29 protein-coding genes and 1 other RNA gene are annotated in these 22,808 nt (G+C 58.3%); 7 read left to right on the top strand and 23 right to left on the bottom strand.

What is annotated here, in order from left to right:
- Position 1: 1 nt before the first annotated feature.
- The 22 genes from ACXADQ_RS12770 to ACXADQ_RS12665 form a co-directional block, all read right to left on the bottom strand.
- Positions 2–580 carry a phage virion morphogenesis protein gene (locus tag ACXADQ_RS12770; RefSeq protein WP_475320916.1) on the bottom strand — a complete coding sequence of 193 codons (579 nt, stop codon included), beginning with the start codon at positions 578–580 and terminating at the stop codon, positions 2–4.
- Between the two features lie 103 nt (positions 581–683).
- Positions 684–2,207, bottom strand: a complete 1,524-nt coding sequence (locus tag ACXADQ_RS12765; RefSeq protein WP_475320914.1) for a PBECR2 nuclease fold domain-containing protein — start codon at positions 2,205–2,207, stop codon at positions 684–686.
- A 62-nt stretch (positions 2,208–2,269) separates the two neighbouring features.
- Positions 2,270–3,619 (bottom strand): phage portal protein family protein, encoded by a 1,350-nt coding sequence (locus ACXADQ_RS12760; RefSeq protein WP_475320912.1) that lies wholly within the window; start codon positions 3,617–3,619, stop codon positions 2,270–2,272.
- Complete coding sequence (terL, locus tag ACXADQ_RS12755; RefSeq protein WP_475320910.1) at positions 3,616–5,274, bottom strand: phage terminase large subunit; 1,659 nt, start codon at positions 5,272–5,274, stop codon at positions 3,616–3,618. The genes ACXADQ_RS12760 and terL overlap by 4 nt, the downstream gene beginning before the upstream one ends.
- Positions 5,271–5,774, bottom strand: coding sequence for a DUF1804 family protein (locus ACXADQ_RS12750; RefSeq protein WP_425094272.1), 504 nt, complete (start codon positions 5,772–5,774; stop codon positions 5,271–5,273). The genes terL and ACXADQ_RS12750 overlap by 4 nt, the downstream gene beginning before the upstream one ends.
- Positions 5,761–6,000: a hemolysin XhlA family protein gene (locus tag ACXADQ_RS12745; RefSeq protein ID WP_475320908.1), complete on the bottom strand. Its 240-nt coding sequence runs from the start codon at positions 5,998–6,000 to the stop codon at positions 5,761–5,763. The genes ACXADQ_RS12750 and ACXADQ_RS12745 overlap by 14 nt, the downstream gene beginning before the upstream one ends.
- Positions 6,001–6,012: 12 nt before the next feature.
- Positions 6,013–6,237, bottom strand: coding sequence for a hypothetical protein (locus ACXADQ_RS12740; protein WP_475320904.1), 225 nt, complete (start codon positions 6,235–6,237; stop codon positions 6,013–6,015).
- A complete protein-coding gene (locus ACXADQ_RS12735) occupies positions 6,237–7,007 on the bottom strand; it encodes a glycoside hydrolase family 19 protein (protein WP_475320900.1) in 771 nt (256 codons plus the stop codon). Before ACXADQ_RS12735 ends, ACXADQ_RS12740 begins: the two co-directional genes overlap by 1 nt.
- Before the next feature lie 73 nt (positions 7,008–7,080).
- Entirely contained in the window at positions 7,081–7,455 is a 375-nt protein-coding gene (locus tag ACXADQ_RS12730) for a helix-turn-helix domain-containing protein (RefSeq protein ID WP_475320895.1), read from the bottom strand.
- Positions 7,445–8,146: a hypothetical protein gene (locus ACXADQ_RS12725; protein ID WP_475320891.1), complete on the bottom strand. Its 702-nt coding sequence runs from the start codon at positions 8,144–8,146 to the stop codon at positions 7,445–7,447. Before ACXADQ_RS12725 ends, ACXADQ_RS12730 begins: the two co-directional genes overlap by 11 nt.
- A gap of 2 nt (positions 8,147–8,148) precedes the next feature.
- A complete protein-coding gene (locus ACXADQ_RS12720; protein ID WP_475320888.1) occupies positions 8,149–8,598 on the bottom strand; it encodes a phage protein GemA/Gp16 family protein in 450 nt (149 codons plus the stop codon).
- Complete coding sequence (locus ACXADQ_RS12715) at positions 8,598–8,801, bottom strand: hypothetical protein (RefSeq protein WP_475320883.1); 204 nt, start codon at positions 8,799–8,801, stop codon at positions 8,598–8,600. The genes ACXADQ_RS12720 and ACXADQ_RS12715 overlap by 1 nt, the downstream gene beginning before the upstream one ends.
- 152 nt (positions 8,802–8,953) lie before the next feature.
- Complete coding sequence (locus ACXADQ_RS12710; protein WP_475320880.1) at positions 8,954–9,145, bottom strand: hypothetical protein; 192 nt, start codon at positions 9,143–9,145, stop codon at positions 8,954–8,956.
- Positions 9,146–9,153: 8 nt separating this feature from the next.
- Positions 9,154–9,226, bottom strand: an RNA gene (locus ACXADQ_RS12705) — hammerhead ribozyme type II.
- A gap of 1 nt (position 9,227) precedes the next feature.
- Positions 9,228–9,878 (bottom strand): DUF3164 family protein, encoded by a 651-nt coding sequence (locus ACXADQ_RS12700; RefSeq protein WP_425094264.1) that lies wholly within the window; start codon positions 9,876–9,878, stop codon positions 9,228–9,230.
- Positions 9,862–10,245, bottom strand: a complete 384-nt coding sequence (locus tag ACXADQ_RS12695; protein ID WP_475320878.1) for a MarR family transcriptional regulator — start codon at positions 10,243–10,245, stop codon at positions 9,862–9,864. The genes ACXADQ_RS12700 and ACXADQ_RS12695 overlap by 17 nt, the downstream gene beginning before the upstream one ends.
- Positions 10,230–10,820 carry a hypothetical protein gene (locus ACXADQ_RS12690; RefSeq protein WP_475320874.1) on the bottom strand — a complete coding sequence of 197 codons (591 nt, stop codon included), beginning with the start codon at positions 10,818–10,820 and terminating at the stop codon, positions 10,230–10,232. The genes ACXADQ_RS12695 and ACXADQ_RS12690 overlap by 16 nt, the downstream gene beginning before the upstream one ends.
- Positions 10,817–11,590, bottom strand: a complete 774-nt coding sequence (locus tag ACXADQ_RS12685) for an AAA family ATPase (RefSeq protein WP_475320868.1) — start codon at positions 11,588–11,590, stop codon at positions 10,817–10,819. The genes ACXADQ_RS12690 and ACXADQ_RS12685 overlap by 4 nt, the downstream gene beginning before the upstream one ends.
- A 35-nt stretch (positions 11,591–11,625) precedes the next feature.
- On the bottom strand, positions 11,626–13,890 hold the full coding sequence (locus tag ACXADQ_RS12680) for a transposase (RefSeq protein ID WP_475320864.1): 2,265 nt from the start codon (positions 13,888–13,890) through the stop codon (positions 11,626–11,628).
- On the bottom strand, positions 13,890–14,738 hold the full coding sequence (locus tag ACXADQ_RS12675) for a ParB/RepB/Spo0J family partition protein (RefSeq protein WP_475320860.1): 849 nt from the start codon (positions 14,736–14,738) through the stop codon (positions 13,890–13,892). The genes ACXADQ_RS12680 and ACXADQ_RS12675 overlap by 1 nt, the downstream gene beginning before the upstream one ends.
- A gap of 216 nt (positions 14,739–14,954) precedes the next feature.
- A complete protein-coding gene (locus tag ACXADQ_RS12670; protein ID WP_475320857.1) occupies positions 14,955–15,407 on the bottom strand; it encodes a hypothetical protein in 453 nt (150 codons plus the stop codon).
- Positions 15,404–15,736 (bottom strand): hypothetical protein, encoded by a 333-nt coding sequence (locus ACXADQ_RS12665; RefSeq protein WP_475320855.1) that lies wholly within the window; start codon positions 15,734–15,736, stop codon positions 15,404–15,406. Before ACXADQ_RS12665 ends, ACXADQ_RS12670 begins: the two co-directional genes overlap by 4 nt.
- Before the next feature lie 335 nt (positions 15,737–16,071).
- Here ACXADQ_RS12665 and ACXADQ_RS12660 point away from each other — a divergent pair, with 335 nt between their 5' ends.
- Entirely contained in the window at positions 16,072–17,190 is a 1,119-nt protein-coding gene (locus ACXADQ_RS12660) for a S24 family peptidase (RefSeq protein ID WP_475320853.1), read from the top strand.
- A gap of 60 nt (positions 17,191–17,250) precedes the next feature.
- On the opposite strand, the gene ACXADQ_RS12655 is transcribed toward ACXADQ_RS12660, so the two are convergent.
- Complete coding sequence (locus ACXADQ_RS12655) at positions 17,251–18,096, bottom strand: hypothetical protein (protein WP_475320848.1); 846 nt, start codon at positions 18,094–18,096, stop codon at positions 17,251–17,253.
- Positions 18,097–18,411: 315 nt separating this feature from the next.
- Between ACXADQ_RS12655 and ACXADQ_RS12650 the strand changes: the two genes are divergently transcribed.
- The 6 genes from ACXADQ_RS12650 (at position 18,412) to ACXADQ_RS12625 (ending at position 22,808) form a co-directional block, all read left to right on the top strand.
- Complete coding sequence (locus ACXADQ_RS12650; protein WP_475320845.1) at positions 18,412–18,648, top strand: hypothetical protein; 237 nt, start codon at positions 18,412–18,414, stop codon at positions 18,646–18,648.
- Between the two features lie 14 nt (positions 18,649–18,662).
- Entirely contained in the window at positions 18,663–18,869 is a 207-nt protein-coding gene (locus ACXADQ_RS12645) for a hypothetical protein (protein WP_475320841.1), read from the top strand.
- A 702-nt stretch (positions 18,870–19,571) separates the two neighbouring features.
- Positions 19,572–20,468, top strand: coding sequence for an ABC transporter substrate-binding protein (locus tag ACXADQ_RS12640; RefSeq protein ID WP_475320837.1), 897 nt, complete (start codon positions 19,572–19,574; stop codon positions 20,466–20,468).
- A 5-nt stretch (positions 20,469–20,473) separates the two neighbouring features.
- A complete protein-coding gene (locus ACXADQ_RS12635; RefSeq protein WP_475320834.1) occupies positions 20,474–21,235 on the top strand; it encodes an ABC transporter ATP-binding protein in 762 nt (253 codons plus the stop codon).
- Positions 21,232–21,939, top strand: coding sequence for an ABC transporter ATP-binding protein (locus ACXADQ_RS12630; protein WP_475320830.1), 708 nt, complete (start codon positions 21,232–21,234; stop codon positions 21,937–21,939). Before ACXADQ_RS12635 ends, ACXADQ_RS12630 begins: the two co-directional genes overlap by 4 nt.
- On the top strand, positions 21,936–22,808 hold the full coding sequence (locus ACXADQ_RS12625; protein ID WP_475320825.1) for a branched-chain amino acid ABC transporter permease: 873 nt from the start codon (positions 21,936–21,938) through the stop codon (positions 22,806–22,808). The genes ACXADQ_RS12630 and ACXADQ_RS12625 overlap by 4 nt, the downstream gene beginning before the upstream one ends.

Genomic DNA, 22,808 nt, shown 5'->3' with positions numbered 1-22,808 from the left:
TTCAAAGGCTGAGCCAGTCACGAGCATCTTCCAAAATACCCTGTTCATCGCCCTCGGTCAGACCAACAAAGGGCCGTGCCGGGATGCGAATGACATGCGCGGGGATCGTGACTTTGGTCACATGTGCCGCTACCGATTGCCTGACGAAACGTCGCCCAGGCTGACCGGCTCCGTTGTCAGCGCGGTAGATCTCGCCCTGCCGCTCGGGAATGCGGATCTGCCCCCCGAACTGATGAATGGCGGCATAAGGCAACGGAGATCCGATCCGCACTTCGTCCGAGCTGGCCAGATAGCTCAGAGACCCCGCCAGTGCAGATCCGCTTTTGCCCTTGCTGTTCGAGCGCAGGATGGTGATGGGCGTTTGGCCAGCGTTTTGCCGCGCCTTGATCGTCGCGGGCTTCAGTGGCTCCCAGGGCGTTCCATCGGGCGCGTTCTCTTCGCGAAACCGATCCTTGGATGCGCTGATCAGCCGTTCACCAATCGTTGCATAGAACCCCTGAGGATCTCCTAGGCGCTGCAGGATGTCCTGTAATTCGTTTCGAGCGCCCTGCTCTTTGATCGTTGTACTGATCGGGATCATTGAATTCTTTCCCCAAAAACACTATGATTTCCATGCGGGCACGCGAAGACCGGCTGATGGTCCTGGAAGCTCCCCGTAAAGACGGCCAGATCGCCCTTGGCCGTCATTTTCTTTTCCACAACAGCTTTCCTCCCCGCCTCTTGTCCAAAAGCTTCAGGTCAGCATCGCCTTTCTTGTTTGTCGTCGGATAGGCCGTGATGGCCTCCCACCATTTGCGCCCGATCTGGAAGACCACAATCAAACCCGTCTCCGAATCCGTGCGGATGTAGCGGCGATCCACCAGAAGCTCCGTGGTATCGGGATCGATCCGGTTTTTCTTCTCGCTGACGCCGACCCATATTTCGTCGGGGTCCAGAAGTGTCTCGGCAATCAGCGGCGTCAGGCGCGCCCGATCCCGCTTGCCAACTTTCCAGGCACCGCTTTGATCCCTGAACAGCTCCTCAGACACTGGAAGCTTGGTGCCGGTAGGATCTTCCCACAAAACGGCCTGGCCGAGATCTGCCCCAAAGGGGAGCAGAAATGAGCGGACATAGTCTTCATCGGCCAGATGTTCCGACAGCGGAGAGGCGTTGAATGGTCGTGAGCGTTGCAGGAGCGCCTCCAGGGGCTCGGGGGCGTCGATCAGCACGCGATGGCGCCCTTCGGGCTCCAGGCCACCAGCCTCCTCAATGAGCGCTGACGGAACAAGCCCCCGTTCCCAAAGGTCACCAGGCATGTAGTCCCAGCCATAGCCGATACCCTTGGGCACCCAGACTTCCGTCCCATCCCGGCGCACGATTTTTTGCATGTCGATCAGCGGTGCGTCATCCGGCCCGTCCTTGCCCAGGCGGCGCAAATCGCCCTCGCTGAGGGTGCGCACACCGCACGAACACATCCAGTCATTGGGCGGGAAATACTTGTCCCACCACGGATCATCCCAGTGCAAAACCAAACCATCCAAGCTCAGATGGTGCGGGCGCGGCTCTTTGGGCTGACGGGTATCAGCATGAACGTACTGCCAATATGGACGGCGCTTGACCATTTTCGGGTCGCGCATCTGCTGCAACCGGCCAGCCATATAGCTGGTTCGGATATTGGTCTCGAAGATTGTCCGAATGCGCCATTCACGGCCGCCATTATAAGACCAGCCGTATTTTTCCACGATCCTGTCAAACTCGGCAGCAAAGCCCTCGATGTCGTAAGTTTCAGCACCCGCGACGATGGCCGCCTGAAACTCTTCCAGCATGGCCAGGTCGGTTGCGCCGGCCACAACGAATGCACGATCGTGATCGCCATGCATGGCATCCTTCCAGGCGCGGGTGGGTTTACCGCGTTTTTGCGTCAGGAAATCAATCTGATTACGAAATTCCTGACGCACGAACGCGGCAGAGGCATAGCCAGGCTGCGCGCCCTCCGCGTCCCCATCGGCTTCGACAAAGACAACCTCGCGCCCTTCCAGGGCCGCCAGCGTCATGGCCTGCTGAAGCTGCGCGGCCAGCACATTGGGCGTCCACGTCGCCCCTAGCTCCAAAAGGCCGCGACTGGCGGCCTCAAAGTCCTGGGCTTTTGTGATGACCTTGCGGACCGCCTCGATGCGCCGGGTGAAATGCCGCTCGGCCGCGCCCACGGACAAATCTGTAACGCGCATGACCGGACTATCGGGATCAGCAAAGCAGACATGCCCGTCAGATCCGCAGGAATGGCCGTGATCTAGTGTTTTTTTTTGAGCCGATTAGCCGAGAACTCGGGGCCTTTGTCCTGGTCATCGACAAGGAATGGATCGGGCTTTTGCCCCCCCGCGAAGGAATGGCGCGCCTGGACCAGGGCATCAATCGTGCTGTCATCCAACTGTTCGGTGACATCAAAGCTGACGATATAGTCGCGGGCGACGGCGTTGTCCGCAAAGGCCGCCGCCTGGACGACCACCGATCGGATCGCATCATTGGTTTCCTTGGCCGCTTTGGCTTTGGTGCTACGGGTCTCGGCTTCGGATTTCTCGTTCTTAGGGCGCACGCGCCAGACCTGGGGCAAGGCCGCGCCGGGGATGTTGTATTCAACAATCCAGCGAATAAGCTGATCGCGCAGAGTTTCTGACAGCAGATCCCCGTCGCTGTCCACCAGCAGATCCAGCATTTCGTGATGCACATCGCCCAGGGCGCGCGAGCCGCTTTTGTCCACCTGGGTGGTCAGCGTCTCTCCCGTCGTGGTGATCGATATCTGACGGTCCCAATATCCCAGGAACTGTTCATAGCTGACCGTGCCCGAGCGCGAGGCCTCCAGGAACTCCACATCGGTGCCGATCGGGACCGTCATGGCCGAAGCCGTGCGGCTGCGCAAAAGCTCGTTCAGCAGCTTCTGTTGCTCTTCGGGTAACGTGCCATAGGGCGTTTTGCCGACCACGGTCGGCCCGGCAAACTTCTCCAGAAAGTGCAGCCAGAAGGCAATGCCTTCACGCTTGAAAAGCACCGGCCAGAACAAGCGCGATCCAATCCCCAGCCCGTAGGGATTGTTTCCCTTGACCCCGAAACGATGGACGACGAATTTCCGATCGGGCAGTTTGATCCCTTCGGTCATCTCGTTCCAGGTCAACAGGCGCAGCTGCCAGTCCCGGTCAAAAACAAAGCGGCGCTGATCGTTCTGATGCAGGCGTTCGGGCTTGATCCGCGCCCCATCACGCGCCCAGATCACCTCGCTGGTCGCAAAGCCCTTCAGGGTGGCGTCCAGCAGATCCTCGCACAGCTTGTCAAAGGCGAGCGCCTTTAACATCTCCTCGACCAGGTCCGCCGCTTCTTTGTCGATCGGGCGGTCCCCACCTGGCAAAACCTCCCAGGTGCGAGCCACAAGGGTCTTCTTGCGTTTGGCCAGCATCGCCGCAGCATGAGTGTCGCGCTCAATCTCGTCATAGATCGCCAGGCCCTTGCCACCACCTTGCTGAATAAGCGTGTCGTCGGCGTGTTGCATCACACCGTTGAAAAACGGGATCGTGATGTCATTCTCGACCGAGGCGATCTGATAGCGTGCGTCAGCAGGCAGGTTCTTGCGATTTTTTGGCTCGCTCATCGGTGTCCTCCCAGCCGATAGCCGGCCAATTGGTCAGGTGCAGCTGCAACCAGCCCCGTCTGGGGTCGCCCGGCCGCCCCGCCACCGGCATAAATCAGGGTGTTTTGCCACAGCATATCCAGAGCATCAGGACCGTCGTCGTGATCCCCATTCGGCCATTGCTGAAGCTGGTCGATCAGGGTGGTATGTGCGGCGTTGAAACGGATCTGGCCTGCAGCAACAGGCGGCTGCAGGCGCTCGATCCGCAGATCCTTGTCCGCGTTCGGAATAATCGGAACCGCCGAGACACCCGCGCCCTGACGTGCGGCCTCGGCCATGAGGGAGGTGCGCAGGAACTCCTGGAACTGGACCGTCTCCACGAACCACAAAAGCGCATGATACTGGCGCTGCAGTGCGATCGTGTCAGCGATTATCATGTCGGGAAGCCGCTTGCGGATCGACGCCTCGACCACGTCCATGCGGGCGTTCAGACGGTCATACCCCCCGATCAGGATGGCAGACGGATCGCGGCCCTTGCCCTTTTTGCCGAGGCTGGGGTCGATGGCGCCGAAGAAAACCCAATCGGTCTGGCGCTGCACCCAATAGGTCAAATCGCCGAAGGGGTTCCCTTCGGAAATCGGTTTGTTCTGGTACTCGGTCATGAAGGCCGACAGATCGGCCGCGCGCTCAAGCATCAGGAACAAGAGCGACTGCACCGAGGGCCAGTTCACCACCGCGCCCTGGTCCATCCGGTCTTTGTTGTCCTGGTAAAACGCTTGCGCGGCCTCTTCCCCATCATTGTGATAGGCTTCCTCGAACTGGTCCCAAAGATCCATGTTGTCGGGGAATTTGACCACCGCGCGAAACTCGGTCGTGTTCCAGGTTGGGGCTTTGGCCGCACGCACGATTACTGCGTCAAAATGCAAAACCGTCCCAACCCAGATGACATCCATGGACCCATCCGGCGGCCCTACCTTCAGAGCGGCGCGATAGATCCAGTTCCAAAGCTTCTTGCGCTGCTCGGGGCTTTGGACGTTTTCATCGTTTTCGATGTCATCCAGGAACAGCAAATCCGGGCGGTAGGGCCCATGGCGCCGGCCCCGGATCTTCTTGCCGGCCCCCAGACCCTGCACCTTGATATTGTTGCAGGTGACAAACTCACCTTCCCGCCAGATGCGACCCGCGCCACAAGCCTCGGGAAAATCGTTCTGCAGGCGGGTGTTGGTGACCAGCTCAGCCTTGAGCGCCTCGATCAGCAGCGCGGCCTGCTCATAGACGTCACAGACCTCGATAATGTATTTCTTCAGGCCCCGCACGATACAATATAGTGCAAAACCGAGGCTCAGATGCGTTGATTTGGAAGCCCCGCGCGGCGCGATAAACAGATCCCTGGCACCCTGTGCCGCGCCAAGTATCTCTGGAATACGCGCAAAAATGTGCTGGTGAAACAGGCTGTGTTCGCCACGCACATAGTGCGGAAGGTAGGTTTCCATGAAGAACTGGAACCCGTCCTCGTCCTCGATGCGGCTCAGACGCTCGGCCTTGGCCTGCGGGTCCGGCTCGAAGGCTTCGACATTCAGCTCGATATGGCGAGCAAATTCGTCGGCCAGCTCCGCGATCTTATCGCGGAACTCCTTTTTGCTGACGGTGGGCTGAAGTTTCGCCCGCCGGGTCATGACGTGTAGATCTCGGCCAGGCGCTCGGCAAAGGGCTCGATAATCTCAAGAATTGCCTCGGCGTGATGCGGGAATTCGTCCTTAACAAACGCCAGCAGCTTGCCCATCACATCCTGTGCGACACCCAGTTCGGAAACCTTCGGTGCGAAGCGCTTGGCGCTCGCTGCCATCTTGGTCATCGCGTCCGACAGCGAGACCAGCATATCCACCTTTTCTTTGACGGTGTGATCACCATTCTTGATCTCGTCCAGGATCGACTGCGCCTGGATCATGAAGTCTTCGACAACTGTGGACACCACGGCCTCGACGCCTTCACCGGCGATCACATGCGCGGTACGCGCCTTGTCCCAATCATCGCCCTCGGCAGCGGCCGCCTTTTTCCAGCGCCCAACACTCGCGGCGCTGACACCATAGGCGGCCGCAATGGTTGCCATGGTGAACCGGCGATAAACATAGTCTGAACGGGCCTTGCGGCGCGTTTCTTCGTTACGGCCCGACATTCAGTCCCCCGGCAACAATGAAAGTAAGAGCAGCCGTCACCAGGCCACCAATGATCAAACGGCTCACCCACTTGAGCGTGCCCTCGATGCCGTCCAGCTTTTTGGTCGTCGCCTGGCGCCACTGCGTCGCACCGGCGTCACTCAGCTCGAGCTCGCGGATGCGACGATCATGGTCGTCCAGGCGGTTGTGCGCCCTGGAAAGGCTTGGATGTGCGGTATCGGTCACATTGACCTCCGTTTAGGTTAAACCACCCAGCCGCTTGATCCAGCGCGACCAGCCAAAGGTTCCCCCGGAAACGAGCGCCCAGATAACGCCGCCGATGGCGATAGAGACTGCGGACAGATCGACCGTCATGACGCCCGAGGCATCATCAAAGCCCACAGAGGGCAGCGCGGCTAGAAGACCGGCCAGCGGGTAAAGTACGACAATGCGCAAAAACAGCGCGAATTTGTTCTTCAGCATCAGGATGCTCCTTGTTTGAACAGCTTGGAAATAGTGACCCAGAGCGCACTCCAGAATCCGCTCCGTTGGGAAATCGGAGGCATGTTGAATAGCGCCTCGTGCAGCGCCTGAAGCGTGAGCGGGCCGCAGACGCCATCAGCGACCAAGCCAGCCTGCCCCTTCTGAAACTTCAGGACATCGTCAGGCTCGAACCCCAGCAACACCAGGGCCGCACGGTGATAGTAGCGCAGCCGGTCATCATATCCGTTCAGCCCACCATTGATCGCGCGCGTCACACCTTTGAAGGCCACCTTGAAGCGCTGCTTGCTTGCCAAAGCGTTGAGATTGCGGGTGTTCCAATACCAAATCGGCGCCAGCCCCTCCCAGGGATCTGTCAGGACCGCGTCAGGATGGGCGACGAAGTCGGGTGCCTCGGCATCCAAACCCTGAGCCCAGCGCGTGAACGCGGCATAGTTTGCAAGCCCTGTCAGCTGTAGCCCGGTCCGTCCACGATAGATGAAGCCGTCACCGTCAACTTCGGGCGAATTGCCCAGATCCGTGCGCACGTCATAGCGTTCTTGCGCAGCAGTTGGCCCCCACACTTCCTGATCATAGCGGAACCCGTGGGATTCATGGCACATCTGGGCCACATACTGCGCCAGTCGGTGCGGCAGGTTCAAACCGCACTCACCACCGAAGCGATTGAGCCCCGCCAGGAAAGAACTGGCGTTGTCGCGCCCCAGGTGCCCGCCAGTGATCTTGTCGAGTTGGGAATAGGTGAGAATGTGCATGTTTCGGCCCTTGTTTCAGACCGAGATTTCGCACACATGCCAAACAAAATCCGCCGGACAGGTGTCCGGCGGTCTAGGTGTCGTCATCAATATCGGGGAACAGCGGTAGTGGCACCGGAGGCGCTGGCGATAAGCGCCTAACGTGACGCGTCGATATCCCCAAAACGCGCCCGATTTCGGTCTGAGGCATATTTTGCCCCTGCAACCGCAAAACCTCTGCCCGCAAATTTACGGCTTTGCCATTGGGGATGTACATCTTCTGATGCTTGAGCAGCTCGTTAAGCTCTTCTGCACGCTTTTGTCCAAACAGGTCAATCATTGCGCGCTTTGGTTTGCCGCCAAAGAGCACGTCCTGCCCACCGTAGAGCGCCATAAGCTGAAACGCGACGTCCGGCCCCATGGTATCAACCACATCACGCAGAGAAGCAGGGAACCCGTCAGCGGACATCGTAGTCTCCCGGACGTGTCAGGCGCTGCCGGCAAGGAGCGATCCAGTGATAGCTGGTTCCTGAAATCGTCGCATTGAGGTCCCAGATCATCCAGCAATAAGCCGTTGCTGAGCTGGGCAGGCGCCAGACATACTTGCCTTCCTTTTTGGACCAGACGCGCAGCTTGACATCAGGATCAACCAGTCGGCCTTTGTACAAAATGACGCGCTCAGAAAACTGCAGGATTGCGGTTGGCGGGGTCTTGGAGAAAAGATCGAGGTAACGGCCAACGCTTTCAGCAAATGCGCTTCTGACAAAGACGGCCACGCCGTGCCGGCTGCTCCGCAACGCCCGCGCGATGAATTGCGCCGCCAGCCGAAAAGGCGGGTTTATGAATGTCCAGTCAACATCCTCGGGATCATGCCCAAAAAGGTAGTCTTCGACACGGAATCCCACACCATAATCGTGCACATCCAGCGCATCGACGTCGCCAAAAAACTCCATGAGGGGCCGCACCATGTGACCTCTGTTGGCGCAAGGTTCGCGCACGACCATATCGGACAAAAAGGACAAATGCGGGTCTGCAACCATCTGTCCAGCCAACCATTCGCAGGCAGCGCGGGTGGCCCAGGGAGGGGTCGGAAAGTCATCCAGGCTGTTATGGGGCTCAGCCCGTTGCTGCATCACGGCCGAGCTGGTGTTCTGCGCCATGATCAGCGGCCCCCGCCCAGTTCGGTCGGAATGCCTTTCCGCTGGCACCAGCCTTTCAGCGCCTCGATGACGTCATTGATTTCTGAGGTCTCGGTCATTGCATCAATGTCGATCGGCATATGGCCCCATTTGGGCTCAAAACGGGAGCGAATAAACGCGTTCAGGCCCTTTGCCCCGCCGATCCGAGCGTGCCCGGCCTGGTGCAGCAAGCGCCACAAAACATGGCAATAGCGGATATCCGGGCGTTTGGCCGCTGGACGTTTCTTGCCCGAGCTGGTTTTGAAACCGCGATCCTTCAGGTGTTTGACCACCAGCTGAAGCTCGGCCTCTGACATGTCCTTCAGGCTGGATTTTCCGGTCGCGGCCAATTGCAGATCGTGACGGGTCTCGCTGTCCAGCCCCAACTGACGACAGCCGACGAAAATCTGCTTGCGAAGCCGTTCAGCGCTCATCACAGCAGGACCTCCAGTTCGCGAGCGATCAGATACAAATCATGGCCGTTGCGTGTGTCGGCATATTCTGAGGTCACCCACACGTATTGGTCAGACCCATCCCATTCGACGAACATGGTGCCATCGCGGTCCAGGACCTTGCCCAAAGCCTCTTGGAGAATGTCGATACGCTGCGCGACGGTTTGCCGGTCAGTCAACTTCATGCTTGGCCTCCAAGAGTTTGCGCCAGCCTACCAGTGCTTCCTGGACCTGAGGTGAGACGTAGGTGGCATCCAGCAGCGAAATCACTGCGTAATAGAGCTCGTTCCCTGCCCGCGTTAGATCCTCGTTTAGAGGCGCACGATTGTGGTGTTTCTCAGACATCCGAACACCTCGCACAGAGATCCAGGTTCTTCGGGGAAACCGTGAATTTGCGGCCACAGGTCCGGCATTCAAACTGCTCGTTCAGCTCTTCTATGGCGGTCAAGACCGTGTTGTAGGAATTGCCTGGACAGACCGGCACCAGGGCACATGTACCGCTCGCGACTTCCTGAACTTCATATGTCATGCGTTGCTCCTTGGCTGCTCATCAGGCCGGAACCACCACGTTCCGACGACACGCCCGACCGAAGCCGCGCGCGTTTCGCAGGTCAGGCTTTCGCCAGGTCGATCGTAATTGTGTCCCAGCCAGCATCAGCGTGATCCCGGATTTGGAACCGCTGATAGGTTTTCGAGCCGACCACGCGGATCGCTTCCTTGATGGCGCGCATGGCCTCTTTCCAGCGCTCATCATCAATATCGAGCTGAAGCAGCGTAAAGATTTCCGAGCGGTTGATCTGGCCTTCCTTGTCGGTATCGAACGCTTTGGTAATCAGCGCGCGGATCTCGGGACGGCTGTCAGCGGACCATTCATTGAGGCATTCATCCACCAGCACCTTGGCCTGTTGCAGCTCAGGGCCGAACTCAATCTGGTCTGCGACGCGGATCTGAACCCGCATCAGCCCGTCATAGCTCATATAGGTGCGGTTACCCTTGGCCCCGCCGATCTTGGCCCCATATTCCTGTGCCAGCAGCGCATCGAGCGAACCCAGATCGTCAAAGACATGCCCTTTGAAGCGCGAAATCCGTTCGCTCAGCTCTTGAGCAAACCCAACCACCTTGCGAACTTCTTCATCCATCAGGCGGTCCTTGGGCTTGATCAGTTCAACGGGCATCAAAGCTCCTTTTGCGTCCCGCATGTGGGGCACCCCATCTACGTCGATCACGCCCGGATTGGGCAGGTTGTCAGCTTGTTCGTTCATCGGCTTCTCCTTTGAGTGGGTTCAGGTCGCATTTCCGGCAAGCCGCCCATTGGGACAGCTTGTCGGGATGGGATGTGGACATGGGTGCGCCCGCCAGGCGTCGGCATTCCTCGTTCGAAATGCTGACACGCTGATGGGGACAGGCCACCTTGTTGCGATAGAGCTGCACGATCCGCGCACCATGCTTTCGCGTGACCAGGTCAAGGCTCTTTGCCGGGTAAGTGCCGTTCAAAAGCATGGAAACCGAAGGGCGCTTCATGCCGGTTTCACGGGCAATCTGCGAAACCGACTTTCCCTCTTCGCGCTGCGCTCGCAGCAGGGTCAGCCATTCGGGATCAGGCCAATCCAGGGTCAGGCTTGGTCGCACGGGAAGTCCTCGCCTGAATTGAAATCGTGGATTGCGTTCTTCTTTTCGCTGTGGATCGGTGCCGTCGGACCAAGGTTTTTCAGCAAAATAAACTGTTTGAAGCCATTGGAGCCGATGGCCGTCCCTTTCAGGCGTCGCTTAATCTCGCCGACAATCCCCGCTTTGCGAAGGGCGCGCACATAACGCATGGCGTTCTCATATTCGCGTTCTTCATTGCCTCGGCCCGCATCAGCAACCAGATCCCCAAGTGTGAACCGGCGGCGAAACCGCATGGATGACCAAGCGCGCTGTCGGAACGTGTCCTTAGGGCGCGGGATAAAGTTTGAAGGGCCATTCGGGCCTGAGCCGAACTCCACGCCGTCCTTGATGGCCTGCAGCCCTGCCTCAGTCGGCAACCAGGTGCTGGTGCGTACATGGCGGATGAAACCACGCCCCTCCAAACGGGAAAGCGCGTTATAAGCTTGCCGCCGACTTAAACCAAAGTCGTCACGGACCTTCTGGACCGTGACTTCCTTATCTTTCTCAAGAGACTGCAGCAGCGCTGTGGGCGCGGCTCCGGGCTTGCTGGGGGTCATTTGCGCCCCCCTGGCACCAGAATGGGCATCCCCTTCTGACGGTCGTTCATGATCGGCTGACCGGCCATATCCAGCATGGTGACAGGATCGTCACCATCGAGGCGGCGACCGAAACGCTCAATCGCCATGATGGCGTCCAGGATTTCGCGATTCAGCCCGCGCGAGGCCCGCCAGACGAACTCGGTCAGGTCATCGGCAACGGGCACTTCGCAAAGCTGCCCGATCATTGCGGCCGTATCGTCAAGCGAGGAGGTCTCAAACTTGACCTTATTGGGTGCGCGGCTCTCGATCTGGGGGAAACGGCGCAGGTCGTCGCGCAGCTGGCCCATGCCGACCAGGATGGTGGGCAGGAAACGCAGATCAGAAATGCCCCGGATTGCTTCCATGATTTCGGCCCGGCGCGATACCAAGTCACACTCGTCAATGACCAGGCCAAAGACCTCGCCGTTCAGTGCCGCCATCGTGGCGCGGTTCTCCAGCTCCTCCATCACGCGGGCAAACTTTTCGCGCTTGCCCCGGATCGTGTGGTAGGAAACGCCCAGTTCCGTCAGCAGGTCCTTGATAAACCAGTTGTAGTCCCAGCCCTTCTGCGCGCGCATGTAGACGCTGCCGGTCTGGGCGACCCAACGGCTGAGCGTGGTTGTCTTGCCCAAGCCCGGCTGGCCGTCCACGACAACCAGGCAGGCCTCGACGGCGCCGCGCTCATCAAGCGATTTCAGTGCGCTGACAAATCGGCGATAGTTTTCTGTTTCAACAAACGTTTTCCGCATGTTATGCTCTCCTCAGTTCTGACACCTTCGGGTGCCTATGCAACGGCACGGAGGAGGTTCCAAAGCGCCTCCGTGTCGACCCCCGCCAGCTCAAGCGCCTGTGTTGCTATTGGCCGCTTCAGGCAATCCATCAGAAGCGCTGCTTGTTTGGGGGAAATCTCTTCAGGGTTTTCCAGCGCCCATTGCGCTAGTTCTTCGTCGGATTCGAATGTCCGGCGGCGGGGCGCTGCGGGCTCGATCATCTCGGGCGGGTTGACCGCCTCGACAGGCTGCGTGACCGGTTCTTCAGCTGGGGTGATGTCCACCATCGGCACTTCGTTCAGGTGTTCGACCAGGGTCGGTGCCCCACGTTCCGCCTCGACGGTTTCAGCCTTGCGCTCCAGGCGGCGCAAACGGCCCTTGGCGCGATCTTCCACGGCCTTGCGCTCATAAGACAGCGGCACATAGCGCTGCGCATTGCCCATAAACTCGGCCACGCAGATCAGCCTGCCAGGCTGGCCGGACTCCACGTCGAACTCGCGCACCCAAACTTTGTCGGCCTGGTGATAGTCGTACCCGACCATGACTTTCTGTTCGTGATAGCGCTCCAGCTCGTGGTGGAAATAGGTGTTGGTATTCCACTGCACCTCGGCGCGACGAGCCACGCGGATCTCGTAAGGGCGAAACAGGTCATCAGCCTCGTCCTGGTCAATCGTGACCGGCTCGAAACCGTCAGCGACATGAGACGCCCAGCTTTCATTGGGCGTCAGGTGGCGTTTCTTGCCTGTTTCGGGGTCGCGGAACTTGGGCAGGCCACGGTGGGGCTTGTTGTTGTACTCATCAACCATCGCCTCGCACATGGCCACGAAATCAGCCCATTCCGGCAACAGCCGGGACTGGCCAAACTGATCAAGGTCGCGGCGCGTCATCTTATGGACCTTTTGTCCGGCCTCTTTGTCCATGTCCGGCCCGATATAGGTCGGCAGGCGCTTAGCCAGAGTGTTCCAGACGCTGTCGTTCGGCTTCTCGATGCGACCCTTGGCCTGCGAGCCATAGGGCGCAGCATGCATTTTGGTGATGCCCAACCGCCCCATCAGACCGCTGACATCGGCATCCATCGCCTTGTTCTTGTAGCCTGGCCCACGGTCGACGTAGAAAATGGCGCAGATCCCGTTATTTTGACAGGACCGGCGCAAAGCCTCGGCCACAGTGATCCGGTTTTCCGACCGCGCCAGCGAAATTCCAACGATCTTGCGGGTCACAACGTCAATCACTGTCGTGATTTCCGGGCGGATCGGTCGACCCGAGACAGGGTCAGCGATCTCAGCGTCGAATGTCTTGCCATCGGCCGAGTAAATCGTGGTCGGCCACATGCCTTCAGTTGTCCTGGTCACGTAAGCCATCCGCGAGCGCAGGGTCAAAAGACCTTCTCGGCCGACGTGTTTCTCGATGTTGTTCAAACGGTTGCGCAGGATGTACTGGACCTGCGATAAGGTCAGGCGCTTTTCCCGAGGCGGGTCAGTTCTGAGGTACTGTTTCAGGGCATCAGCAGCCGACGGTTTAGAGCCAACGGCATAAAATTTGAGGAAATCCGAAAAGCCGGGATGGACCGGGGCTTGCGCCTTAGGGGGCGTCGGTGCCAGGGCAACCACTCCAGCAGTTGAGCGCGTTTTGAACCATGCATAGAGCGAGCTGCGTTTGATCGCGGCAACGCTTTTGCGGTCATTCGCCAGCTGAAGACGCTCAGGATCGAGCTGGAAGCCGCCCGACGCAGTCAGCAGCAAAGGATAGGCGAGGCTTTCGACCTCCCGATCTGTCAGGAATTCTCCGGCTTCGCGCCGCATCTCAATTTCCTGACGGGTCACATGCTCGTTTTGTGCATCCAGGAACTGTGAAATTCCCCAGGCGCGCTTTTGCCCATTGGCGATCGCGAAGCCTTCGATAGAGGACAGGATTTCGGCCCGCGCTTCCATGACGGCACGGGCGCGTGGCGGCAAAGCATGGCTGCGTACAGCGTCCAGCTTAGCCTGGTCAGCGACGGCCTGAGTCTCGTGTCGCTGCACTGCTGAAGCCCGGACGAAATTGGCGTCCAGAGAGGCGCGCAGCCCTTCAGGCAAAAGAGAAAAATGATACTCGAGCCCGCCACCGCGTCCAGGACGCTTACGACACAGGGTTTCGGGCAGATCATTCCACCCTTCGCGAACGGCATAGTCTCTCACTCGGCGCTCTGTGTGCGGGAAGTTGGTGATGCCACGCGATTTCGCGAGTTCCGCCATTTCCCTAGCGCTGAAATAGACCTGCGTTTGCGAGGCAACTGTCACTAGATCCGCCCCTGCCGTTTCAGAGCCGCGATAACGCGCTCTTCGTTTTCCAGTATCAGACGGTCAAACACCGGTTCAGGCAGTTTGCTGACGGTTTTGCGCAACGCGGTAAGCTGCTTTTCGATTGGATCGGGCACAACGCCGCCATCAAGCGCCTGGAGGGCGCCTGCGACATTGGTGACATCATCGTCCCCCAGCACAAGGTCCAGCACCTCGGCCTGGCGCTTGTGCGACAGCTCAGACAGCGCCTTCAGCTCGGTCTGTTTGCAAGCCAGCGCGGTGCCAACAAGGCGATCGCGCGATGCTTGCGACAGATCGGTCCAAATTTTGACTGCAAGCTCGATTGAGCGCTTTGAAAGGCCGATTTTTTCGGCATTGGCACGGGCAAATCCGAAGACTTCCTGAGGTTCCGAGGAGGAACGCAAACTTTGCGCTCCTCCTTCTTCTTGTTTCTTTGGAGAATTGTGACCGTTCTTGGTATGCGGGTATTTCCGCTCCCAAACCTGTTTCAGCTCATAGAGCGAATGGCAGCGGTCCAGCGCGATCAGCGCTTCGCGGCCAAGGTTCTCCATCACTTCTTCCAGGCGCGCATCATCCGCCGTTTCAGCGGTCGATAGCGTGTAAGGAATGGACGCCCAGCCCAGCAATTCAGCCGCACGATAGCGGCGCAACCCTGACACCAACTCAAACCGCTGACCGACAGGGCGCACCCGGATCGGATGCATCAGGCCTTGCGATCCGATCAGGACTGCCAAACCCTCGACCCACGCAGCATCCAGGCTGCGAGCGCGGTCTTTGGGCACGTCGATTAGCGTCATCGGCAAGGTCAGGGTCGTATCAGCCGTCATTTCTGCTCCAACCAGGTTGGGACGCGCGCAGATAGGAGGCGTGAATGGTGGCAGTCACTGCGCGCGTCCCGGCTTTGGCCCTCCCCAAAAGGGCCAACGGAATTCTGAAAAAATGACCGGGGGCGAGGAGGAGACCCCCGGTCAGTGCCCCGAAACCAGAAAGAATGCGCGGCGAGCAGAGAACGCAGCGCGGTTTCAGGGGGAAGCGAGCGGTCATCAGGCGACCTCCTCGCAGTTATACTCGGCCAGAATGCGGCCGGCGGCGATACGCCAGTTGACCACCAGCTGGTCTTGCTGCTCGGCCATGGCGGAAACGCCAAACAGACCGACCTCGAACCACACAGGGCTATAGGCTTCCGGGTCTTCGGGCACCGTCCACACACCCGTGGCCAGGCAAAGGCTCCTGAGCAGCAAAAACCGTGCGCCAGGATCGACATTTTCCAGCATATCAATAGCGGCGCGCAGCCGAATGAAATCGAGGAAATGTGGTTGCTCGGCCTGCCGCACCAGATCGTCCCGCAGCTTGCGCGCCCTGGTAGCTTCGGCGCCATCATCCAGACGAATGATGATTTCACAGGCCCGGAGTACGTCCAGATCACTCAGAAACGGAAGGTTATCGAGGATGCGGCTGGCATCCGCGATCACTTTGGCGGCGGGAATAACACTCATGCCTGCGTCTCCGCCTCTTCCAAAAGACGATGGGCCAGCAACTCGCCGCAGATGTCAGAAAAATACATGCAGGCGATGGCCGTTTCGATCGTGGTGAGAGCGCCCGACGAGCGGGCGAATTCGACCAGAATATGATTGGGCACCAGTTCCGGCGTGATCGAAGCCGGATCCTGCGAGCGATAGGCCAGCAGATCGGCGCAGATCGCGCGGAAGCGCCCCGCCTCCGAAGCCGCCAGTTCCCCAACCGCATGGTGCGGCTGGGGCTGGGCAAAGGCACGAAGATCGTCTGTCGGAATGAAAGTGCCGTGAAAACCTGACTGGGCGTTCATGTTGTTTTCTCCTCAGTCGGCGCGGGGCGCTCTATGTGATCAGGCCAATCCAGATCGGATGGCCAGTTGTCGGACAACCACTGCAATGCAGCCTCAAGGCGCTCAGGCCAAATACGATGCCGCCACGAACCATCTGCGGCCTTCTTCATGATCCGCTCAAGCGTGGCCCCACTTCCCGTACAAAGACGCGAAATCGTTTTCGGCGACCGATTGGTGTGCGTTGCGTAGATGGTGGCCGTTTCGACCAATTGTTTTCTTGTGCTACTCATAACACGAGTTTTTGTGTCACAACTAACACGCTGGTGTCAATAACGTTCGCACGTTATGTGTTACGGATGACACGATTCTCAATTGAGGAAATTCGCAACCGCGTTGAGCGCGGCATTGAAGACCATGGGCTACGCCCATTTGCGCGCTTGATTGGCGTGCCCGTCGGCGTAGCCAGGAGCGTGATGGAGGGCAGAGATATAAGCGCTTCAAACCTTCTTGTTCTTGCCGAAAAGCTAGGTCTTGCCCTCTCATTTACCGATCAGCTTGCCCCTGCAAAAACAGACTTCTCACTCGAGACCATCCCCCACCACGGACTAGCCAAGTGCTCGGTACGCGGTTGGGGCAAGGATCAACCAAATCTCTCCCCACTGCCGCGCCCGGAATTTATCAACGACCCGGATGCCTTCTATGTGTCAGCAGTCGGCAAATCGATGACACAGGAAGGAATTGAGCCCGGCGATTTTTGCCTGGTCTCTCCTGCGCAGGACATCAAAGAAGGCGACCGTATCTGGCTCAAGGATAGAAGCGGTCTCACGTCCATAAAGCGCCTTGAAAAAATGACCGGTGACAGGCTGGCTTTACGCGGCTGGATGCCGCCGGAAGATGGCAAACAGACCAACTTTCATGATGAGGTGAAATCTACCTTCATCCAGCAGGCCCACCCGGTCGTGGCCGTGTTTCGCGGCAAGCCCGGTAGTGATCGCGCGACATTCATCCCCGACCCTCTGGGCGACGAGCCACAGATCGTCACCGGCGTGGACCTGGAAGAGTTCGCGATGATCCGCCTACACAAGGTCCAGCTCGCCGCCGGGGCCGGTCGTCAAAGTTGGGATGATGGCCCGACAACGGCAATCGCCTTGCCCAAGCCATGGCTGCGCCAGCGTGGCATATCGCCCTCGGCCGCATCACTGGTCTGGGTCAAAGGCGACAGTATGGAGCCGACGCTCAAATCCGGCGCGATGGTGATGATCAACCACAACCGTCGCGATCCCGGCGCGCGGCGCATTTATGCATTCCGTCAAGGCGACGATCTGCGGGTCAAGCGATTGGAATGGCTGACACCTGAACAGCTATTGATCAGCTCGGACAACCCGGCCCACAAGGCCGAGCTATTAACACAACCCGATATGGATGACCTTGAAATAATTGGCGAAGTCGTCTGGAGCGGGGCGAACGTAGGTTGAAAAGACAAATAGCCCCGAGCACCTTCAGCCGAGTCGCAAAACAATTGCCCTTCGTGTGTTTCAATCCAATTTCTCGGTAGCCAAAAGGGCCTGATCCACAGGAATACGTGAAATTTCGACTAGCTGCTTCGCCATCAAACAACTCTTTTTAGCTTCGACCAAACCGGACAGTTTGGCGATTGGAACACTTCCCTCAAGCCGTTTGCGGTACTGTTTCCGCTGGTTGAAATTCAGTATGCCCGGATAAAAAGCAGTGGCCGCGCTATCGACTACTTCATCCACGGCCTCGCCATCAAAACGGAGTGCTCGGCAAATCTCCGCTTTCGACATGCTAGCAATCCACGCCTCAAAAGCATCATCAAATATCATCCGGTACTCTGCACGAAAGTCCGTTTTAATTCGGTCACCCTCTTGCAGACCCATTGCCGCGTAAGAGCAGGTTCGAAATTCACTAAGCGGCCCCGCAGTCTCCTTTAGGTCAATCAGTCCTGATATCTTTATTCCATCTATCTTCATGGCATTCAGAACAGGAACAACATTGTGGCGCTCCTCAATGTCGAATGCTGCAAAAGTCTCTTTGACTAGGTTTTTCTGTTGCACGACACGTAGGGCAACATCACTAAAGTCGAATGACTGATCACCTACAACCACGCTGCTAAATGCGCTTTCGAAGGCCTCTTTATCGCGCAAACCATGATTATTGAAGAAATGCCGATATGTCGATACTTGGTCCGAGACGTGAAACCTAATGGACCAGACACCTTCATAGTCCGACAGTTTCAGTGTTACCCTTTCACGCGCACCCACTTTTAGAGTTGAAAAACAAGGATACCCGCTACGGTTTTTGGAAAAATCCTGTCCAGTTACAGCTTCACTTCTAACACCGCCCGCAACCGTCAGGAACAAGAGCAAAATTCCTGAATTTCTTAATAATCTCGCACAACCAAACACAGTTCAGCTCCAAATTAAAAAGCTGTCCAACGGTATACTTCCTCCTGTTCTCGCCACAAGGGCGATTCACATATTCCATGTAACGAGATAAGGTCTCCCATCATCGAGCTACGCAGGGGATCCCGCCATGTTAAAAAATTCACTTTTTAAATCTCGTGCCGACAATGCTATTTCCCGTTACAACTCAAACACTTAATGCGTAGCCGCAAGAAAACCCGTGTAGCGGCAATCGCTACACAAGGCAGGATCGGCCACAATGGCGGTCCCGACATGGACGCACAGAAGCTATTTGAACTGATCGGCCCTCGCCAGGATGAGCCAGTAGAGCCTTTCGAGCGAGGCGCGCCATGGACAGCTCATGCCGATGATGACGAACTCAAGCGCCTGGGCGTCCTCCAGGGGCGCATCACCCGGCGGGAACGCTCGCTAAAGGAGCTGAAGGCCGAACGCACCCGCATCATGAACCGCTGCATCCGCCGCATGAGGCGCAAAGATGGCAAGAACTGAGAAAGGGCCGTCGCATGGCATCACCAGCCGAAATCGCAAATGACATGGAGGCCCGCGCCCGTCTGCTGAGCCGCTCCCATGCAGAAGACAATGCCCGAGCCATGAAACGAGCTGCGGCGTGTATCCGAGAGCTGATCCGCGAGAACGAAGTGTTGGCATGCAGTACCACCGTTACTGCCATTGTGACGCTGCCTGGTGGCCAAGGCGATGGCAAAAACTGATCGGATCAAATGCTGCTGCCCTGGCTGCAATCGCTCGACGGGTCAGCCTTTCACTGAATGGATCTGCGCCAAACACTGGCGCGCTGTCCCACCCACCATGCGAAAACGGTTGTCTCGTTACCGCCGCAAGGCCAGGCGAGACCCGAGGTGGCAACGCGTCTTTGACCGTATGTGGATCAGGTGCCGTGATCGCGCAATTTTCGAAGCACTTACCGGGATCGAGCTCAGCCTTCTCTGTCTCTTTTCCGCCTGCATCAGCTGCACAGCCATGTCAATTGGACCGCTCTTTTGACGTCCGAGTTCAGCGCTGCACCAAAACGCTGCCGACACTGCGTCAAACTGTTAGAAATAAGGCCTTTTCGCCCTTTGCTGACACTCTGACCCGAACTCGGACGTCGCGTCCGAGTTTTTTTGTGTCAGCTTCTGGATTCTGTTTAGAAACGATCGGATCTGACGGTTGGTTTTTCTATTGTTATCAAACCGTTCCCAAATGCGCGCTTTGTGTCCGAGTTCTGCAAGTGTTTGTTCGATACATGTTAACAAAGTCGCCCATTTCATCCCCCGACTTGCATTTCCGATTCATCTCAAACCAACCCTAAGCACCCCTTTAATTGTTTGTTTACAGTCGCTTGAAAGAACTCGGACGTTTGTGAGGTTTTGTCCAGATGTTAGTCCCCCCCTACACTTTGTGAATTCAACGGAGTGCCCTGCATTTCCGCCGCGACGCCCTGGCAGCCCTGGTATTTTGGCCGTGGCGGCACCCCGGGCGAGAAAAGCTTTACCTACACCAACCACTTTTTCTGGGGCGCCGAGGACCTGATGGCGGTCTATTTCGGGCTTTGGTCTGGTGGCGAAACCAACAAGGTTGTGGGCGCGCTGTGGCCCAATGACCCGGATGGGATCGCGTTTGCCGATGCGAAACTGGGCTTCCCGCCCGCGTTGGAGCAAGCCGGGTTCAAACTGGTCGATCCGGGCCGGTACCAGAACCTGAAGGATGATTTCTCGTCCGAGATCAACAAGTTCAAGCAAGCCGGTGTCGAGATCATCACCGGGGTGATGCTGCCGCCGGATCTGGCCACCTTCATGACCCAGGCCAAACAGATGGGCTTCTATCCCAAATTCGTCACCGTGGCCAAAGCGGCGCTGACGCCCAAGGGGATCGAAAGCTTCCCCGATGGTCTGGGCGCGGGCCTGACGGGCGAGGTCTACTGGGGGCCGCAATACCCGTTCACCTCGTCGCTGACGGGCCAGACCACCGAAGAGCTGGCCCTGGGCTATACCGCAGCCACGGGCAATCAGTGGCTGCAGGGCACCGGCTATGTCCATGCACTGTTCGAGGCGGGCATTGATACGCTGAAACGCGCGAGAGAGATCACCCCAGACGCGATTGTCACGGCGATGAATGAAACCGATCTGGCCTCGTGCGTGGGGCGCATCAAATGGGGCGACTTCCCCGTTGCGCCCAATGTGGCGAAAACCCCGGTCGCCGGTGGCCAATGGCAGTCTGATGGTGAAGGGGGCTACAAATTGGTTTGCACCTTCAACGACACCGCGCCCGAGATTGTCACCGACGGCAGCTTGCAGCCGAAAACCTGGTAACCCCAATGACACAAGAAACCCAGCACCGCGTCGCGGTGCTGGAGGCCTTTGATCTGACCAAGCGCTACGGCGCTGTGACGGTCGTTGATAAGATCTCCTTTCGATTAGAAGACGGCCAGGCCTTGGGTGTTTTGGGCCCAAACGGGGCCGGGAAAACCACGCTTTTGAAGATGCTTTCGGGTGGCGCTCAGCCCTCGGAGGGGATCGTCAAATATCGTGGCAAGGTCCTGTCGGACATGGACGAGCCAACGCGCTGCCGATCAGGTGTCGTGCGCACAAGCCAGATCCCGCAACCGTTCGAACAGCTGACGGTTTGGGAAAACGTGCTGACGGCAGCGTTGAACGGCGGGGCCCTGTCGGATCACGCGGCCGAGGACGCCACCTATGACGCGTTGAAACGCACGGGCCTGCTGGATCGTCACGCCGAAAAAGCCGGCGCGCTGTCGCTGATGGGGCGCAAACGGCTGGAACTCAGCCGGGCGTTGGCCTGTGGGCCGCAGGTGCTTTTGTTGGACGAGATCGCTGGCGGTCTGTCCGATTTCGAGGTGCATGATCTGGTCACCCTGATCAAGGAAATCCACGCGGACGGAATGTCGATCATCTGGATCGAACACGTGCTGCACGCGCTTGTGGCCGTGGTCAGCGACGTCATCGCGTTGGATTTCGGCCAGTTGATCGCCCATGGCGCACCAACCGAGGTGATGGAATCCGAGGCCTTCAAAGCTGCCTATTTCGGCGATGACACAGGTGTGGAGGGCGCAGCATGAGCACGCTTTTGAACATCGAGAATCTCGAGAGCGGCTATGGATTGTTCCAAGCGATCCGGGGGCTGTCGCTGACGGCCGCGCGCGGCGAAACCGTTGCGATCGTGGGGGCGAATGGCGCCGGGAAGACCACGCTGCTGCGCACGATTTGCGGGGTGATTTCCCCCACCGCCGGCTCGATCCAATTTGACGGCAAGGAAATCGGCGGCCTGCCCGCCCATGCAGTCGCCCGCCACGCCATCGCCATGGTGCCCGAGGGCCGCAAACTGTTCCGCAGCCTCACGGTAGAAGACAACCTGATCATCGGCGGCTTTAGCGCCCGCCGTGGCCATTGGGATCTGAAACGGGTGTACGAGCTGTTCCCCGAACTGGTCAAACGTCGCCACAACCGAGGCCTGGATCTGTCGGGCGGCGAACAGCAAATGGTCGCCATTGGGCGCGCGTTGATGTCCAACCCTGACCTGCTGCTGATGGACGAGATCTCGCTTGGTCTTGCGCCCATCGTCATCAATCAAATCTACAAAAGCCTGCCGCAGATCGCCGATCAGGGCACTACGGTGATCATCGTCGAACAAGACGTCAATCGCGGTCTGTCGGTCGCGGATCAGGTTCATTGCCTGCTGGAGGGCCATGTCAGCCTGTCTGGCACGCCTCAAGAGCTGGACAAAGACGCGCTGTCCAAGGCTTATTTCGGAGTTTCGGCATGATTGTAATTTCGACGGTTCTCAGCGGTGTTCTGCTTGGTGGATTATACGCGCTGTACGGGTTGGGCCTGTCCCTGACTTTCGGGATCATGCGCACCGTGAACCTGGCCCATGGGGATGTGATTGTTCTGGGCGGCTATCTTGCGCTTCTGCTGACGCAGATGCTGGGCCTGTCACCGTTTTCAAGCCTGGTCATTCTGATCCCGATGATGTTCTGCATTGGCTATCTGTTGCAGCGCATGGTGTTGAACCGCACCCTGGCGGACGGGATGATGCCCGCGGTGATCATCACTTTTGGGCTTTCGTTTGTCATCCAGAACGGCTTGCTTCTGGGGTTCTCGGCGGATCGTGTGATCCTGAGCCAGGGCGCGATCGAAACCATGAGCCTGACGCTTTTGCCCGGGCTGACAATCGGGGTGTTTCCGCTGGTGACACTGGGCGTGGTTCTGGCGCTGATCTTTGGGCTTCAGGCCTTTTTCAGCCGCACCCTGTTGGGGCGCGCCTTTCGCGCCACCTCGGACGATCCTGATACCGCGTCGCTTATGGGGATTGATGGCAAGCGCGTCTATGGGCTGGCCATGGGCCTGGCCTTTGCGATCATCGCGGTCACCGGCGTGATCATGGGCATTCGCTCGAATTTCTCGCCGTTTGATGGCCCCACACGTCTGATCTTTGCCTTCGAGGTGATCATCATCGGCGGCATGGGCTCGATCTGGGGCGTCCTGGCGGGCGGCATGATTTTGGGCCTGTCGCAAACCATCGGAGGCGCGCTGAACCCGACATGGTTCCAATTGGCCGGCCACGTGGCCACGCTTGCGCTTTTGATCGTCAAACCTTCGGGGCTTTTCCCGGAAACCGTAGAAAAGGATTGA

This window comes from Thalassovita sp. ABM4_323 (assembly GCF_056158665.1).
This window is presented reverse-complemented; position numbering and strand designations above follow the sequence as displayed.